12 protein-coding genes and 1 pseudogene are annotated in these 16,024 nt (G+C 74.1%); all 13 read left to right on the plus strand.

Annotation, left to right across the window (positions count from 1 at the left end; all coding sequences use genetic code 11):
- Nucleotides 1-6: 6 nt before the first annotated feature.
- The 13 genes and pseudogenes from AB0I49_RS08015 (at nucleotide 7) to menC (ending at nucleotide 15,950) form a co-directional block, all read left to right on the plus strand.
- Nucleotides 7-960: a sugar ABC transporter permease gene (locus tag AB0I49_RS08015; protein WP_363225967.1), complete on the plus strand. Its 954-nt coding sequence runs from the start codon at nucleotides 7-9 to the stop codon at nucleotides 958-960.
- The gene (locus tag AB0I49_RS08020) at nucleotides 957-1,844 is read left to right on the plus strand and encodes a carbohydrate ABC transporter permease (protein WP_363225968.1); all 888 of its coding nucleotides are present in this window, start codon (nucleotides 957-959) and stop codon (nucleotides 1,842-1,844) included. Before AB0I49_RS08015 ends, AB0I49_RS08020 begins: the two co-directional genes overlap by 4 nt.
- A gap of 51 nt (nucleotides 1,845-1,895) precedes the next feature.
- Nucleotides 1,896-2,018: pseudogene (locus AB0I49_RS08025) on the plus strand (carbohydrate kinase family protein); the annotation flags it as partial.
- A complete protein-coding gene (locus AB0I49_RS08030; protein ID WP_363225969.1) occupies nucleotides 2,015-3,328 on the plus strand; it encodes an alpha-glucosidase/alpha-galactosidase in 1,314 nt (437 codons plus the stop codon). The pseudogene AB0I49_RS08025 and the gene AB0I49_RS08030, both read left to right, overlap by 4 nt.
- A 169-nt stretch (nucleotides 3,329-3,497) precedes the next feature.
- A complete protein-coding gene (locus AB0I49_RS08035) occupies nucleotides 3,498-3,893 on the plus strand; it encodes a GNAT family N-acetyltransferase (RefSeq protein ID WP_363225970.1) in 396 nt (131 codons plus the stop codon).
- Nucleotides 3,894-4,094: 201 nt separating this feature from the next.
- A complete protein-coding gene (locus AB0I49_RS08040; RefSeq protein WP_363225971.1) occupies nucleotides 4,095-5,099 on the plus strand; it encodes an ABC transporter permease in 1,005 nt (334 codons plus the stop codon).
- Nucleotides 5,100-5,102: 3 nt separating this feature from the next.
- Entirely contained in the window at nucleotides 5,103-7,133 is a 2,031-nt protein-coding gene (locus tag AB0I49_RS08045; protein WP_363225972.1) for a dipeptide/oligopeptide/nickel ABC transporter permease/ATP-binding protein, read from the plus strand.
- Nucleotides 7,130-8,239 carry an ABC transporter ATP-binding protein gene (locus AB0I49_RS08050; RefSeq protein ID WP_363225973.1) on the plus strand — a complete coding sequence of 370 codons (1,110 nt, stop codon included), beginning with the start codon at nucleotides 7,130-7,132 and terminating at the stop codon, nucleotides 8,237-8,239. Before AB0I49_RS08045 ends, AB0I49_RS08050 begins: the two co-directional genes overlap by 4 nt.
- Entirely contained in the window at nucleotides 8,236-9,288 is a 1,053-nt protein-coding gene (locus AB0I49_RS08055) for a dipeptidase (protein WP_363225974.1), read from the plus strand. Before AB0I49_RS08050 ends, AB0I49_RS08055 begins: the two co-directional genes overlap by 4 nt.
- Nucleotides 9,289-9,325: 37 nt before the next feature.
- The gene (locus AB0I49_RS08060) at nucleotides 9,326-12,700 is read left to right on the plus strand and encodes a serine hydrolase (RefSeq protein ID WP_363225975.1); all 3,375 of its coding nucleotides are present in this window, start codon (nucleotides 9,326-9,328) and stop codon (nucleotides 12,698-12,700) included.
- Between the two features lies 1 nt (nucleotide 12,701).
- Nucleotides 12,702-13,943: a M20 family metallopeptidase gene (locus AB0I49_RS08065; protein ID WP_363225976.1), complete on the plus strand. Its 1,242-nt coding sequence runs from the start codon at nucleotides 12,702-12,704 to the stop codon at nucleotides 13,941-13,943.
- Nucleotides 13,936-14,844, plus strand: coding sequence for a GNAT family N-acetyltransferase (locus AB0I49_RS08070; protein ID WP_363225977.1), 909 nt, complete (start codon nucleotides 13,936-13,938; stop codon nucleotides 14,842-14,844). Before AB0I49_RS08065 ends, AB0I49_RS08070 begins: the two co-directional genes overlap by 8 nt.
- A complete protein-coding gene (gene menC, locus AB0I49_RS08075; RefSeq protein ID WP_363225978.1) occupies nucleotides 14,841-15,950 on the plus strand; it encodes an o-succinylbenzoate synthase in 1,110 nt (369 codons plus the stop codon). Before AB0I49_RS08070 ends, menC begins: the two co-directional genes overlap by 4 nt.
- The last annotated feature ends 74 nt before the right edge of the window (nucleotides 15,951-16,024 follow it).

Here is a 16,024-nt window from a genome sequence, read left to right on the forward strand (position 1 = left end):
CCCGATATGCCCCAACTCCCCTCGCCTCTGACCCTGCCGCGGAAACCGTCGGAGCCGCGCGCCCTGCGCCGTCGGCGCCGCAAGGAGTCGGCCACGGCCTGGGCGTTCATCACGCCCTCCGTGATCGTCATCCTCGGTCTGAGCGTCCTGCCGGTCATCTGGTCGCTGCTGCTCTCCTTCCAGGCCGACGACCTCGTCACCCCGAGCCGCTGGGTGGGCCTGGAGAACTACCACGCGCTCAGCCAGGACCCGAACTTCCACCAGGCCGTGCGGAACACCCTGCTCTACACGGTGCTGTACGTGCCCCTGAGCATCGCCATCGGGCTCGCCCTGGCCCTCGCCCTCAACCGGCGCATCCGCTTCGTCGGGCTCTACCGGACGCTGTTCTTCGTCCCGTTCGTCATCTCCGCCACCGCGCAGGGCGTGCTGTTCTCCTTCATCCTCGACCCGCAGTTCGGCGCGGCCAACTCCGTCCTCAACCACCTGGGCATCTCCCCGCAGGGCTTCCTCACCGACCCCTCGCAGGCGCTGCTCGTCCTGGTCGCCATCACCCTGTGGAGCGGTACGGGCCTGTGCACCGTCATCTACCTGGCGGCGCTGCAGGACGTCCAGCCGTCCCTGGTCGAGGCCGCGCGCCTGGACGGCGCGGGCCGGCTGCAGATCCTGCGGCATGTGACGCTGCCCTCGCTGGCGCCGGTGAGCGTGTTCCTGCTGCTGTGGCAGACCATCCAGTCCCTCCAGGTCTTCGACCTCGTCTACGTGACCACCAAGGGCGGGCCCCTCGGATCGACCACCGTGATCGTCTACTTCATCTGGGAGCAGGCCTTCAAGGAGTTCACCGCCGGGTACGGAGCCGCCGCCGCCTACGTCCTCGCCGTGGCGCTGATCATCGTGGGCGTCGTGATGCGCGTGGTCCGCCGCGAGCGCACCCCCCGTCGTACGAAAGCAGCCGCCTCATGACCGCGACCACGACCGAGTCGTCACGGGTCACCTCCCGCCCGACAGCGCTGCCGGCCGCCCGGCGCCGCTTCCGGCTCCCGTTCAGCGGCTGGCACCTGGTGCTCGCGCCGCTGGGCCTGCTGTTCGCGCTGCCGCTGATCTGGCTGCTGCTGAGCTCGTTCATGAGCGACGCCGAGATCAACCGCTTCCCGCCGGCGCTCTGGCCCTCGAAGATCGACGTCGGCGGGTACGGCTACGTCCTCGGCAACGCCAAGTTCGTGCGCTGGCTGCTGAACTCGGCGATCGTCTCCGCGGTCGCCGTCACCTCCAACCTGGTGTTCGGCGTGCTCGGCGGCTACGCGTTCGCCCGGATGCGGTTCTTCGGCTCACGGTTCCTGCTCGTCCTGATGATGGCGACGATGGCCATCCCGTTCCAGCTCACGATGATCCCCACCTTCCTGGTCATGAAGAAGCTCGGGCTCATCGACACCCTCGGCGCGCTGATCGTGCCCGCGCTCGTCACGCCGTTCGCGGTGTTCCTACTGCGGCAGTTCTTCCTGTCGCTGCCCCGGGAACTGGAGGAGGCCGCCTGGATCGACGGCTGCTCCCGGCTGCGCGTCATCTACTCCATCATCCTGCCCCTCGCGCGGCCCGCGCTCTCCACCGTCGCGGTGCTGACCTTCCTGACCACGTGGAACGACCTCACCTGGCCGCTGATCGCCATCAACCACGACACGCAGTACACGCTGCAACTGGGCCTGACCACCTTCCAGGGGCAGCACCACACCAAGTGGTCCGCGGTCATGGCGGGCAACGTCCTGACGATCCTCCCGGTGCTCGTCGCGTTCCTCTTCGCACAGAAGGCCTTCATCCGCTCGGTCGCCTCCAGCGGCCTCAAGGGCTGACCGCCCGCCCACACCGTTGCGAGGACCGCGATGCACCAACCTCCGCACCAGGCACTACGGTTCGCCGCCGGGTGCGGAGCCCTGTCCACGAGGGCCCATGGAGGCACCGCCGCCCAGCCCGCCTGGGACGAAGCCCTCGCCCACCTCTCTCCCATCGGAGCTCACCCGTCATGACCCAGCCCAAGATCGCTTTTATCGGCGCCGGCAGCGTCGTCTTCACCCAGGGGCTGCTCGCCGACCTCTTCGCCTTCCCGGAGCTGAAGAACGCGCACATCGCCCTGCACGACATCGACGCCGAGCGGCTGGCCACCGCCGAGGCCGCGGCCCGCTACATCGCGCGCGAACTGGACGCCGACGCCCGCGTCACCGCCCACGCCGACCGCCGCGAGTCCCTGGCCGGCGCCGACTTCGTCATCAACATCGTGCAGATCGGCATGGGCGAGTCCACCCGTACCGACTTCGACATACCCGCCCGATACGGGGTGCGCCAGACCATCGGCGACACCCTCGGCGTCGGCGGCATCTTCCGCGCCCTGCGCACCTTCCCCTTCCTCAAGCAGCTCGGCGAGGACATCACCGAGCTCTGCCCCGACGCGTGGCTGCTCAACTACACCAACCCCATGGCCATGAACATCCAGTACCTCACCGAGGCCACCGGCCTGACCAAGGTGGTCGGCCTGTGCCACTCGGTGTACTGGACCATGCACGACCTGGCCAAGCTCGTGGACGTCCCCTTCGAGGAGATCACCCACCGGGCCGCGGGCGTCAACCACCAGGCGTGGGTGCTGCGCTTCGAGCACCAGGGCAAGGACCTCTACCCCCGCCTCGACGAACTCATCGCCAAGGACGAGCAGCTGCGGCGCCGGGTGCGGGTCGACATGTACCGGCGGCTCGGCTACTACCCGACCGAGACCAGCGAGCACTCCTCGGAGTACGTGCCGTGGTACCTGCACCACGACAGCGAGATCGACCGGCTGCGCCTGCCGATCGGCGCGTACGTCGGCATCGTCGACGAGAACGTCGCCGAGTACGAGCACACCCGCGACGCGCTCGCCGCCGGGGAGGCGCTCACCGTCGAGGGCACCATGGAGTACGCCCCGCAGGTCATCCACAGCATGGTCACCGGCACCCCGCGCACCATCTACGGGAACGTCCCCAACCGCGGCCTGATCGACAACCTCCCGGCCCACGGAGTGGTCGAGGTGCCCTGCCTGGTCGACGCCACGGGCGTGCAGCCGACCCGCGCCGGCTCCCTGCCGCCGCAGCTGGCGGCCCTCAACCGCACGTACCTGAGCATGAACGACCTGGTCGTCCGCGCCGCCGTCGAGAACGAGCCGCGGCACATCAGGCACGCGGCCATGACCGACCCGGCCACCGCCGCCACGCTGACCGTGGACCAGATCTGGCGGCTCTGCGACGACATGGTCCGCGCCCACGCGGACCGCCTCCAGCCGTCGCTGCGCGCCACGCTGGCCGACGGCTGACCCTCGGCCGCCCACCCGTCGCCCGCCGCACCCGGCCGACCGGCGCCGTCCGGTCGGCCGTCGGCATCCGCGAGATCAACATCTCGACGCGTCCGAACGCCGTCTTCACCGCGGCCGCACCCCGGTCAATTCACGGGTGCGGCGCCCTCCCCATCACTACGATCCCGCCATGACGATCACCTATGAATGGCGCGGCGACATCGACAACGAGTCCATAGAGGCGCTGCACGCCGAGGGCTTCGGCCATCCGCCGCTCGCCACCGACTGGGTCGCGCAGCTGCGGCGGCACAGCCTGGGGTGGGTCTGCGCGCGGGAGGAAGGACGCCTGGTCGGGTTCGTCAACGTGGCCTGGGACGGGGGCGTGCACGCGTTCGTCCTGGACACGGTCGTGGCGGGGGCCGGGCGCAACCGGGGCATCGGCACCGCCCTCGTCGCGGCGGCGGTGGACGGGGCGCGGGCGGCCGGATGCGAGTGGCTGCACGTCGACTTCGACGATGGCCTGGAGTCGTTCTACTTCGATTCCTGCGGGTTCAGGACGACGCCCGCCGGGCTGATCGCGCTCTGAGTGCCGCCCTTCTCCCGCCGATTGGGCACCGCCCGCCCCGGCCGCCCCACCCGCGTACAGGCGTATAGGCGGCACGCGCCGTCAGTTGTGCTGTAGTACCAGGCGGCGCGCGCTTCTTGTGCGCGGAGACGAATCGGCGGCGCCCTGGTGGGCGCGACACTCGCTGGGTTCCGGTACGGAGTCCGACGGAGGTCGTTTCTGATGTCCACTGTGGTTGCCGGGCCCGCGGCGCCGGGCGGTGTGCTGTCGGGGGTGCTGGGAAGTCCGTGGCTGTCCTTCGCGGGGCGGCGGCTCGGGCGGTTCGTGGTGTCGCTGTGGGTGGTGGTCACCGCGGCCTTCGTGATGATCCATCTGATTCCGGGCGACCCGGTGCGCTCCGCGCTCGGGATGACGGCGCCGGTGGAGGCGGTGAACGCGCGGCGGCAGGCGCTCGGCCTGGACGACGGGCTGCTGACGCAGTACTGGCACTATCTGCGGTCGGTGTCCGTGGGCGACTTCGGCACGTCCATGCTGAGCGATCTGCCGGTGTCGCGGCAGATCGCCGACCGGCTCCCGGCGACGGCCCAACTGGCGCTCGTCGCCTTCGCCGTGGCCGTGGTGATCGCGGTCCCGGTGGGCGTGGCGATGGCCGTCCTGACCCGCGGCGGCCGGCGCAGGGGCGCCGAGCTGGCGTTCGCCTCGACGAGCGTGCTGCTGGCGGCGGTCCCCGAGTTCCTGCTGGCCGTCGGGCTCGTCTATGTGTTCTCGGTGCATCTGGGGTGGTTCCCCGTGGCCGGGCGCGGCGATATGAGTGCGTACGTACTGCCCGTACTGGCCCTGGCCGCCCAGCCCGCCGCCGTCCTCGCGCGGATCGTGCGGGTCGAGATGCTGGCCGTGCTCGGCCACGACTTCATCCGCACGGCGCGCGCCAAGCGGCTGCCCGCGGTGCGGGTCTACGCACGGCACGCGCTGCCGAACGCCTTCACCGCGACGCTCACCATGGGCGGCCTGGTGCTGACGGGGCTGGTCGCCGGGACGGTGCTGGTGGAGAACGTCTTCGCGTGGCCGGGGCTCGGGTCGACGATCGTGCAGTCCATCCAGTCGAAGGACTACCCCGTGGTGCAGGCCGTCGTCCTCGTCTACGGCATCGGTGTGCTGACGGTGAATCTGCTGGTCGACGTGGTGCTCGCGGTGCTCGATCCGCGCTCGACGATCCGGGGGGCCTGAGCCGTGCGCAGAGACGGTCGAAACGGCAGCGGCGCGGCGCCGGGCGCTTTCGCGACGGCGCGGGCCGTCGTGCGCACGCCCGTGGGCGCCTGCTCCGCGGCCCTGCTCGCCCTGCTGATCGCGCTGACCCTGCTCGCGCCCGTGGTGTGGGGCGGCCGGGCGGCAGCGATCGACACGGACGCCCTCCAGCAGGGGCCGACCGGCGCGCATGTGCTCGGTACGGACGGCCTGGGGCGGGACATCCTCGCCCGCGTCCTCGTCGCGACGCGGCTCTCCCTCCGGCTCGCGGTGGAGGCCACCGTGATCGGGGTGGCGGCCGGCACGGTCCTGGGGACCGCGCCCGCGGTGCTGCCCCGGTGGGCGGGGCGGCTCGTGACCTCGGCCGTGAACATCGCCGTGGCCTTCCCCGGGCTGCTGCTCGCCCTCTTCTTCGCCATGATCTTCGGCGTCGGCGCCGAGGGCGCGGTCCTCGCCATCGGGTTCGCCATGGCGCCCGCGTTCGCCCGGCTGGTCCAGACGCTGTCCGCGGCGGTGGCGGGGCGGGACTTCGTGGCGGCGGCGCGGGTCGCCGGGGTGGGCCGCGTGCGGCTGCTCGTACGGCATGTGCTGCCCAACATCGCCGAGCCGCTGGTCGTCAACGCCACCATCGGCGCGGGGATGGCGCTGCTCGCCTTCGCCGGGCTCTCGTTCCTCGGCATCGGGGTGCAGGCCCCGGCCTACGACTGGGGGCGGCTGCTCGGGGAGGGCCTCAACCAGATCTACGTCAACCCCACGGCGGCGCTCGCGCCGGGCGTCGCGGTGGTGGTCGCCGGGCTCGCCTTCAATCTGTTCGGGGAGACCGTGGCGGGCGTGGTCGGCGGACGTTCGACGGCGCCCGCGCCGCTCAAGGCCCCGCCCGCGCGGACCCCGGCGCCCGCGGCTCGCGCCGAGGAGGACGGCGGCAGCGGGCCCGTGCTCGCCGTGGAGGACCTGCGCGTCGCCTTCCCCGGCCCCGACGGGCCCGTGGCCCCGGTCCGCGGCGTCAGCTTCACCGTCGGCGCCGGGGAATCCGTCGGCGTGGTCGGGGAGTCCGGGTCGGGGAAGAGCCTGACCGCGCTGGGCGTCTCCCGGCTGATCGAGGCGCCGGGCGTCGTCACCGCCGCCCGCCTGGACTTCCTCGGGACGCCGCTGCTGCGGGCGTCCGACGCGCGGGTGCGCGCACTCCTCGGCACGTCGCTGGCGCTGGTGTTCCAGGACCCGATGACCTCCTTCAACCCGACGCGGCGGATCGGCCGGCAGCTCGCCGAGGTGTCCGAGCAGCACCAGGGGCTCTCGCGCGGCGCGGCGCTCGCGCGGGCCGTGGAGCGGCTGCGCGGGGTGCGGGTGCCGGCGGCCGAGCGGCGGGCCCGGCAGTATCCGCACGAGTTCTCCGGCGGGATGCGGCAGCGGGCGATGATCGCGATGGGGCTGATGGGCGAACCGCGCCTGGTCATCGCCGACGAGCCGACCACCGCCCTGGACGTCACCGTGCAGCGGCAGGTGCTGCGGCTGCTCGCCCGGGTGCCGGGGGGCGGGACCGGCGGCGGGGAGCAACGGGGCGAGCGGGCCGCGCTGTTGCTGATCAGCCATGACATCGCCGTCGTCGCGCAGAGCTGCCACCGGGTGCTGGTCATGTACGCCGGGCGGATCGTGGAGGACCTGCCCACGGCCGGGCTCCGCACCGCGGCGCGCCACCCGTACACGCGGGCGCTCCTCGCCGCCGTCCCCGCGCTCGACACCGACCGGGACGCGCCGCTGGCGGTCATTCCGGGCCGGCCGCCGGAGCCGGGCCGGACCGGGGCGGGGTGCGCGTTCGCCGCGCGCTGCGCGTTCGCCGACGAGCGGTGCCGGACGGAGGACCCGGTTCCGGTGGAGATCGCGACCGGGCCGCCCGCGCGGCGGCACCGCGTGGCCTGCTGGCACCCGGTGGACGGCCGGGGCGACGCGGCCGGGCCCCGGCCCGAGCCCGAGCCGCACGATGGACACGGCGTCGAGACCACGGGAGGCAGCGCATGAGCGAACTGGTCTTCGAGCGGGTGAGCGTGCGGTACGGGACCCGGCGCGGCGGGCTCACCGCCGTGGACGGCGTCAGCCTCACCGTGCCGTCCGGGCACGTGGTCGGCCTGGTCGGCGAGTCGGGTTCCGGGAAGTCGACGCTCGCGCGCAGCGCCGTCGGCCTCGCGCCGGTCAGCGCGGGGCGGGTGCTGCTCGACGGCACGGACGTACGGCGCCTGGCGGGGCGGCGTCCGCTGCAGATGGTGTTCCAGGACCCGTACTCCTCGCTCGATCCGCGCATGAGCGTCGGGGCGTCGATCGCCGAGGCGATGCCGCGCGGCGGCAGGCGGTTCGCGAGAACGCGTTCCGGGGAGCGGAAGGCCGAGGTGGCGCGCCTCCTCGAACTGGTCAACCTCGATCCGGACCGGGCCGGCATGCTGCCCGGCCGGCTCTCCGGCGGTCAGCGCCAACGCGTCGCGCTGGCCCGCGCGCTGGCCGGCCGCCCGGACGTGGTGATCGCGGACGAGATCACCTCCGCGCTCGACGTGTCGGTGCAGGGCGCGGTGCTCAACCTCGTCCGGGACGTACGGCGGCGGCTGGGCCTGTCGATGCTGTTCATCTCGCACGACCTCGCCGTCGTGCGGTACGTCAGCGACATCGTCGCCGTCATGTACCTGGGACGGATCGTCGAAGCCGGGCCCACGGAACAGGTCCTCTCCGACCCCCGGCACCCCTACACCCGCGAGCTGTTGAGCGCGGCGCCGTCCTGGCACACGCCGCTGTTCGAGGGCGCGGAGGAACCGGGGGGCGTGGACGCCGAGCCGAGCGATCCGCACCGGCCGCCGCCCGGCTGCCGCTACCACCCGCGCTGCGCGCTGGGCCCGCTCGTACGGGCGGACCGCGACGTCTGCCGCACCGCCGACCCTTCGCCGGACGCCGAGCGGCGCCCGCACCGGGCCGCCTGCCACTTCGCGGGAGGGCCTTCCGCGCCGGACGCCGAAGATCACAAGCGTCCCGGAGCGGGTAGGTCCTCCCCGTCGAACACCCGACAACCCGCCCCGCCGGGCGCCGACGACCCCGCACCCCCGACGGCGGACCCCGCCCCTCCGAAAGGAGCCCCAGCATGACCACGGCCCCCGATCACGCCGCCGACCTGCACCGGCGCAGCGTCGTCGCCGACACCCACAACGACCTGCTCTGCGCCGTGACGTCCCGGCCCGTGGACCAGTGGGCGTCGTTCTTCCGCGAGCGGTGGCTGCCCCAACTCGTGGCGGGCGGCGTGAACATACAGGTGCTGCCCGTCTTCATCGACGACGGCTACCGGCCCGAGGGGGCGCTGCGGCGGACCCTGCGCATGATCGAGGCCGCGCACCGGCTCGCCGCCCAGAACGCCGACGCGGTCCGGCTCTGCCTCGACGGCGCCGAGGTGGACGCCGCCCTGGCGGACGGGAGGATCGCGCTCGTACTCGCCCTGGAGAGCGCGCCGGGCATCGGCGAGGACGTCGAACTCCTGGAGACCCTCTACCGGCTCGGCGTGCGGATAGCGTCCCTCGCGCACTTCGGGCGCACGGCGCTCGCCGACGGCAGCGGCGAGGACGCGGCTGGCAGCCGGCTCACCCGCGCGGGCGTCGCGGCGCTCGCCGAGATGGAGCGCGTCGGCATGATGTTCGACATCAGCCACCTGGGGGCCGCCGGCGTCGGCCATGTGCTGGAGCTGGCGACCCGGCCGGTCATCGCCACCCACTCCTCGGCGCGTGCGCTCCGCGACCACCACCGCAACCTCACCGACGACCAGGTGAAGGCGACGGCCGCGAACGGCGGCGTGGTGTGCGTGAACTTCTTCGCTCCGTTCCTGCACGAGAGCGACTTCACCCTCGACCGGCTCGTCGACCATATCGAGCACCTCGCGAACGTCGCCGGCGTCGGCCATGTCGGGCTCGGCCCGGACTTCGTGCAGGAGGTGATCGCCGACACCACCCCGCCCTGCTGCGCGGAGCCGTTCGTGGAGGGCGTCCGCACCGACCGGTACCTGCCCGGCCTCGAAGGGCCCGCCGGGCTGCCGCTGGTCACCGAGGCGCTGCTGCGGCGCGGCTGGGCCGACGACGACATCGCCCGCGTGCTCGGCGGCAATGTGCTCCGGCTCTTCCGCGACCGCCTCGGCCGCCCCGCGGCCTGACCGCCCCTCGCCCCACCACCCCCAGGAGGTACCGCACGTGACACCACGCCTGCGCATCGACGACCTGTACCGCCTCGCGGTGCCCGAGCAGCCGGCCCTCTCGCCGGACGGCGCCGAGATCGCGTACGTACTGCGCGCCGCCGACCGCGCCGCCGACCGCGACACGACCACGCTGTGGCAGGTCCCGGCCGGCGGCGGCGAGCCCCGCCGGCTGACCCGCGGCCCGGCGGACACCGCGCCCGCCTGGTCGCCGGACGGGACCCGGATCGCCTTCCTGCGCGCGCGGGACGACGGGCCGGCGCAGGTGTGGCTGCTGCCCGCGGCGGGCGGCGAGGCCGAGCGGATCACGGAGCTGCCGCTCGGCGCCGGCGCCCCGGTGTGGAGTCCGGACGGCAGCGCGCTCGCGTTCGCCGCGCCCGCCGACCTGGACGCGGCCGACGGCGAGAGCGACGCCGACCGCGCGCTGCGCGCCAAGCGGCCCATCGTCGCGCGGCGCCTGGACTTCAAGGCGGACGGCGCGGGGCCGCTGCGCACGATACGCACCCATCTGCACACGGTCCGCCTCGCCGACCGCGAGGTCCGGCAGATCACGTACGGCGACTGGCACGCCGGCGCGCCCGCCTGGTCGCCCGACAGCACCCGGCTGGCCTTCACGGCCGCCCGCGGGGCCGACGCCGACCTGTCGATGAGCAGCGCGGCGTACGTCGTCGAGGTGGGGCCGCGCCGCGCCGAGCCGGTCCTGGCCGGTTCGGACGCCGGGCAGGCGGGGGCCGTGACCTGGACGGCGGACGGCGAGGCGCTGCTGGTCGTCGGGGCGACGACGGCGAATGTCGGGCACTCCCGGCTGCTGCGGGTGCCGGTGGACGGCGGCGGCAGCGCCGGGCCCGCCGACCTCACCGGCTGCCTGGACCGCAATGTGATGCCCGGCGGCCTCGGCTACGCGGGGGCGCTCCCCCAGCTCACCGCCGACGGCGACAAGGTGCTCTTCTGCCTGCGGGACCGCGGCTCCACTCATCTGTACGCGGCCGGTTTCGAGGGCGGCGCGCCGCGCCGGGTGGTCGGCGGCGGCGCGCTCCATGTGACCGGCATGTCCGCCGCGGGCGGCGCCGTCGCGATCGTGCTGGCCACCCCGGACTCGTACGGCGAGATCGCCACCGTCGACCCCGCCTCCGGCGCGACCCGCGTCCGCACGGCGCACGGCATGTCCGACGTCGCCCTGTATACGCGCGAGGAGCGGGAGTTCACCGTGTCGGACGGCACGGTGGTGCACGGCTGGCTGCTGCGCGACCCGGACCGGAGCGGGCCGGGGCCGCTGCTGCTGGACGTGCACGGCGGCCCGCACAACGGGTGGTACGGCGCGGCCGACCCCTTCCACCTCTACCACCAGGTGCTCGCCGAGCGCGGCTGGACGGTGCTGACGCTCAACCCGCGCGGCAGCGACGGCTACGGCGAGGAGTTCTTCACCGCCGTGCTCGGCGGGTGGGGGATCTCCGACTCCGCGGACCTCACCGAGCCCATCGACCAGCTCGTCGCCGAGGGCGTCGCCGACCCGCGGCGGCTCGCCGTCACCGGGTACAGCTACGGCGGGTTCATGACCTGCTATCTGACCAGCCGCGACGACCGGTTCGCGGCGGCGGTCGGGGGCGGCGTGGTGACCGATCTGACGAGCATGGCCGGTACGTCGGACGCCGCGCGGCTGCTGGGCCGGGCCGAGCTGGGCGGGGCGCCGTGGGAAGCGCGCGAGCACTACGCGCGTCAGTCGCCGATGAGCCGGGTCGAGGACGTGCGGACGCCGACGCTGATCGTGCAGGGCGGCGCGGACGACCGCTGCCCCGTCGGCCAGGCCGAGCAGTGGTTCAACGCGCTGCGCTCCCGACGCGTGCCCGCGGAGCTGGTGCTGTACCCGGGCGGTACGCACATGTTCCCGCTGGACGGCCCGCCCTCCCACCGGGCGGACTTCAATCAGCGCGTCGTGGACTGGGTGGAGCAGTACGCCGGGGAGCCGGGCCGTCCGCGCAAGACGCCCCTCGACGCGGCGCACTGGCAGCGGCGGCTCGCCCGGCTCGCGACGGCGCACCGGGTGCCGGGCGCGGCGCTGGGCATTCTGCGGCTCGGGGCGGCCGACGGCGCCGCGGCCGATGAGACGGTCCGGGCCCACCACGGGGTCCTGTCCACCGCGACCGGGGTCGATGTCACCGACGACTCGGTCTTCCAGATCGGGTCCATCACCAAGGTCTGGACGGCGACGGTCGTCATGCAGCTCGTCGACGAGGGGAGGCTGGACCTCGACGCCCCGCTCATGGACGTACTGCCGGAGCTGCGGCTCGCGGATCCGGGCGTCACCAAGCAGGTGACGATGCGTCACCTGCTCACCCACACCAGCGGCATCGACGGCGACGTGTTCACCGACACCGGGCGCGGCGACGACTGCCTGGAGCGCTACACCGAGCTGCTGGAGGAGGCCGCGCAGAACCATCCGCTCGGCTCCACGTTCTCGTACTGCAACTCGGGGTTCAGCCTGGCCGGGCGGGTCGTCGAGAAGCTGACGGGGCTGACGTGGGACCGGGCGCTGCGCGAGCGGCTGTTCATGCCGCTGGGCCTGACCGGCGCGGTGACGCTCCCGGAGGAGGCGCTGCTGCTGCGGGCCGCGGTCGGGCATGTCGCCGAGGACGGCGGGGACTTCGCGCCCGCCGCGGTGTGGGGGCTGCCCCGCTCGGCCGGGCCCGCCGGGCTGATCACCGCCGCGACCGCGGACGTGCTGGCCTTCGCGCGGCTGCATCTGACGGGCGGCCTCGGCCCGGACGGCGAGCGTCTGCTGAGCGCGGAGAGCGCCGCGGCGATGGCCGCGCATCAAACCGATCTCCCGGACCGGGACACGCTGGGCGACTCCTGGGGGCTGGGCTGGATCCGGTTCGGCTGGGACGGGCAGCGGCTGTACGGGCACGACGGCAACACCATCGGCCAGTCGGCGTTCCTGCGCGTCCTGCCCGACCAGGGGCTCGCGGTGACCCTGCTGACCAACGGCGGCAACGCGCGCGACCTGTACCAGGAGCTGTTCCAGGAGATCTTCGCCGATGTCGCGGGCGTGGCCGTGCCCGCTCCGCCCGCCCCCGCCGGCCGGCCGGCCGCCGTCGACGCCGCCCGGTACGCCGGCGTGTACGAGCGGGCCGGTGCGCGCTCCGATATCACCTTCTCGCACGGTAAGTTGACGCTCCGTCATACGGTGACGGGTCCGCTCGCCGCGTACGAGACGTCGCCCGCGCGGGAGGCCGAGCTCGTCCCGGTCGACGACGGGAAGTTCGTCTTCCTGATGCCCGGCACGAAGACCTGGGCGCCGGTCACCTTCTACACGCTGGAGACCGGCGAGCAATACGTCCACTACGGCGCCCGCGCCACCCCGAAGGTCGGCTGACATGGCTGCTCACGACTCCCGCACGGACCTCGCCGACGCCCGGCCCGCTCCGTACGGCGGCGCTCCCCCGGCCGTCTCCGTCGCCCGCTTCGAAGCGGCGCTGCCGCGCGTCCTCGCCGACATCGAGGCGCTGGTGCGCCGCGAGTCGCCGTCCGCCGACCTCGCGGCGGTGGCGCGCAGCGCCGACCTGGTGGCCGACATGGGGGCCGGACACCTCGGGGCCGCCCCCGAGCGCATCGTCCTCGACGGGCGCGTCCATCTGCGCTGGCGGCTCGGCGACGGCCCGCGCCGCGTCCTGGTCCTCGGCCACCACGACACGGTATGGCCCGTCGGATCGCTGGACACCCATCCGTTCGGCATCGAGAACGGGGTGCTGCGCGGGCCCGGCTGCTTCGACATGAAGGCCGGTGTGGTGATGGCCTTCCACGCCGTCGCCGCGCTCGGCCCGGCTTCCGGCGGCGCCGCGGACGGCGTCACGGTGCTGATCACCGGCGACGAGGAGCTGGGGTCGCCGTCGTCCCGCGCGCTCATCGAGGAGGAGGCGCGGGGCTGCGCCGCCGCGCTGGTCCTGGAGGCGTCGGCGGACGGCGGGGCGCTCAAGACGGAGCGCAAGGGCGTGTCACTGTACGAGGTGGCGGTGCGGGGCCGGGCGGCGCACGCCGGGCTCGAACCGCACCTCGGTGTGAACGCGAGCGTCGAGGCGGCGCACCAGATCCTCGCCGTCGCGGCGCTCGGCGACGCCGCGGCCGGCACCACCGTCACGCCGACGCTGCTGGCCGCGGGCACCACGTCCAACACCGTCCCCGCGCAGGGGCGGTTCGCGGTCGACGTCCGGGTGCGCGACGCCGCCGAGCAGGACCGGGTCGACCGCGCGATGCGGGCGCTGCGGCCGGTCCTCGACGGCGCGGACGTCGAGGTGACGGGCGGCCCCAACCGCCCGCCGCTGCCCGGCTCCGCCTCCCGTGCGCTGTTCGCCCGCGCCGCCCGGCTCGCGGACGGGCTGGGCATCGGCCCGCTCGCCCCGGTCGCCGTCGGCGGCGCGTCGGACGGCAACTTCACCGCGGGCGTCGGCACGCCCACCCTGGACGGTCTGGGCGCGGTCGGCGGCGGCGCCCACGCCGATCACGAACACGTCGAGACGGCCGAGCTGCCCCGGCGCACCGCCCTGCTCACGGCGCTGCTGCGGGACATCCTGGCGCGCTCCCGCGACGGACACGACGAAGAAGATGACACCTGTGATTGATCTGCCGAGCGACCCGGGCCGCACCTCCGGCGCGTGCGGCGGCACGGACGAGGCCCTCGCCGCGGCGCGGGCGGCGGCCCGCGCGGCCCGCACCCCGATCCGCACCCTGTCCACGCTGGCCGAACTGGATTCCGTACAGCGGCTCTACGAGCGGATCTGGCGGCCCGACGGGAAGGTCCCGCCGATCACAGCCGAGCTGCTGCGCGCCCTGTCGAAGGCGGGCAGCTATGTGGCGGGGGCCTTCGACGGCGACTCGGACGGCGCCCCGGAAGGCGGTGAACTCGTCGGCGCCTGCGTCGGGTTCTTCGCGCCGCCCGCCGACCGGGCGCTGCACAGCCATATCGCGGGCGTGGCGGAGGAGACGCGCGGGCGCCACGTCGGGTACGCCCTGAAACTGCATCAGCGGGCGTGGGCGCTACGGCGCGACGTCACCGAGATCTCCTGGACGTTCGACCCGCTCGTACGCCGCAACGCCTATTTCAACCTCGGCAAGCTGGCCGCCGGGGCCACCGAGTATCTGCCCGACTTCTACGGCCCGATGAACGACGGCATCAACGGCTCCGACGACACCGACCGGCTCCTGGTGACCTGGCCCCTGGAGGCGCCGGAGACCGTGGCGGCCTGCGCGGGGCGGCCGGCCGCGCCCGGCACGGCGGGCGCCGTCACCGGCCTCTCCGTCTCCCCGGAGGGCCGTCCCGTACGCGGCACGCTCGACGGCCCGGCCGTGCTGGTCGCCGTGCCCGCGGACATCGAGCGACTGCGCGCCGCCGACCCGGCGTGCGCCGCCTCCTGGCGGTCGGCCCTGCGCGACGTGCTGGGCGGGCTGCTCGCGGACGGGGCGCGGGTCACCGGCTTCGACCGGACCGGTGGGTACATCGTCGAAAGGAAGAGAGCGTCATGAAACTGACCGGAGTCGAGCTCCGCCGCGTACGGATGCCGCTGGTGGCGCCGTTCCGTACGTCCTTCGGGACCCAGACCGTCCGCGACGCGCTGCTGCTGCGCGCGGTGACGGCCGGGGCCGAGGGCTGGGGCGAGTGCGTGGCGATGAGCGATCCGCGGTACTCCCCGGAGTACGTCGAGGGCTGCGCGGACGTGCTCACCCGCTTCCTCGTGCCCGCGCTCGCCGAGCGCCGCGGGGAGCTGGACGCGATCGGCGTCGCGCCCGCGCTCAGCCCCTTCAAGGGGCATCAGATGGCCAAGGCCGCCCTGGAGACGGCCGTGCTGGACGCCGAGCTGCGCGAGCGCGGCGTGCCGCTCTCGCGCGAACTGGGGGCGGTGCGGGAGCGGGTGGCGTGCGGGGTCTCGGTCGGCATCATGGACTCGGTGCCCGAGCTGCTGGACGCCGTCGCCGGATACCTCGACGCCGGTTACGTACGCATCAAGCTGAAGATCGAGCCGGGCTGGGACATCGCGCCGGTGCGGGCCGTGCGGGAGCGGTTCGGCGACGACGTGCTGCTCCAGGTCGACGCCAACACCGCCTACACGCGGGCCGACGCACGGCTGCTGGCCGGGCTCGACCCGTTCGGCCTGCTGCTCATCGAGCAGCCGCTGCCGGAGGACGATCTGCTGGGCCACGCGGAGCTGGCCCGCCGGGTGCGCACGCCGATCTGCCTGGACGAGTCCATCACCTCGGCCCGCGCGGCGGCGGACGCGATCGCGCTCGGCGCCACCAGCATCGTCAACATCAAGCCGGGCCGGGTCGGCGGCTATCTGGAGGCCCGCCGCATCCATGACGTGTGCGCGGCCCACGGGGTGCCGGTGTGGTGCGGGGGGATGCTGGAGACCGGGCTCGGCCGGGCGGCGAACGTGGCGCTGGCGGCGCTGCCGGGCTTCACCGTGCCGGGCGACACCTCGGCCTCCGACCGCTACTACCGCACCGATGTCACCGAGCCGTTCGCCTTGGACGAGGGGCATCTGCGGGTGCCGACGGGGCCCGGCATCGGCGTGGAGCCGCTGGCGGACGCGCTGGAGGAGGTGACCGTCTCCACCGAGTGGATCGCGGTGTAGGCCGGTGGCCGGGGCGGGTCTGCCGCGGTGCGGGCCGGTGGCCGGGGTGGGGCTGTCGCGGGCGGCGGGCACCG

Source organism: Streptomyces sp. NPDC050617 (genome assembly GCF_040654795.1).
In the GTDB taxonomy this organism is placed as follows: Bacteria; Actinomycetota; Actinomycetes; order Streptomycetales; family Streptomycetaceae; genus Streptomyces.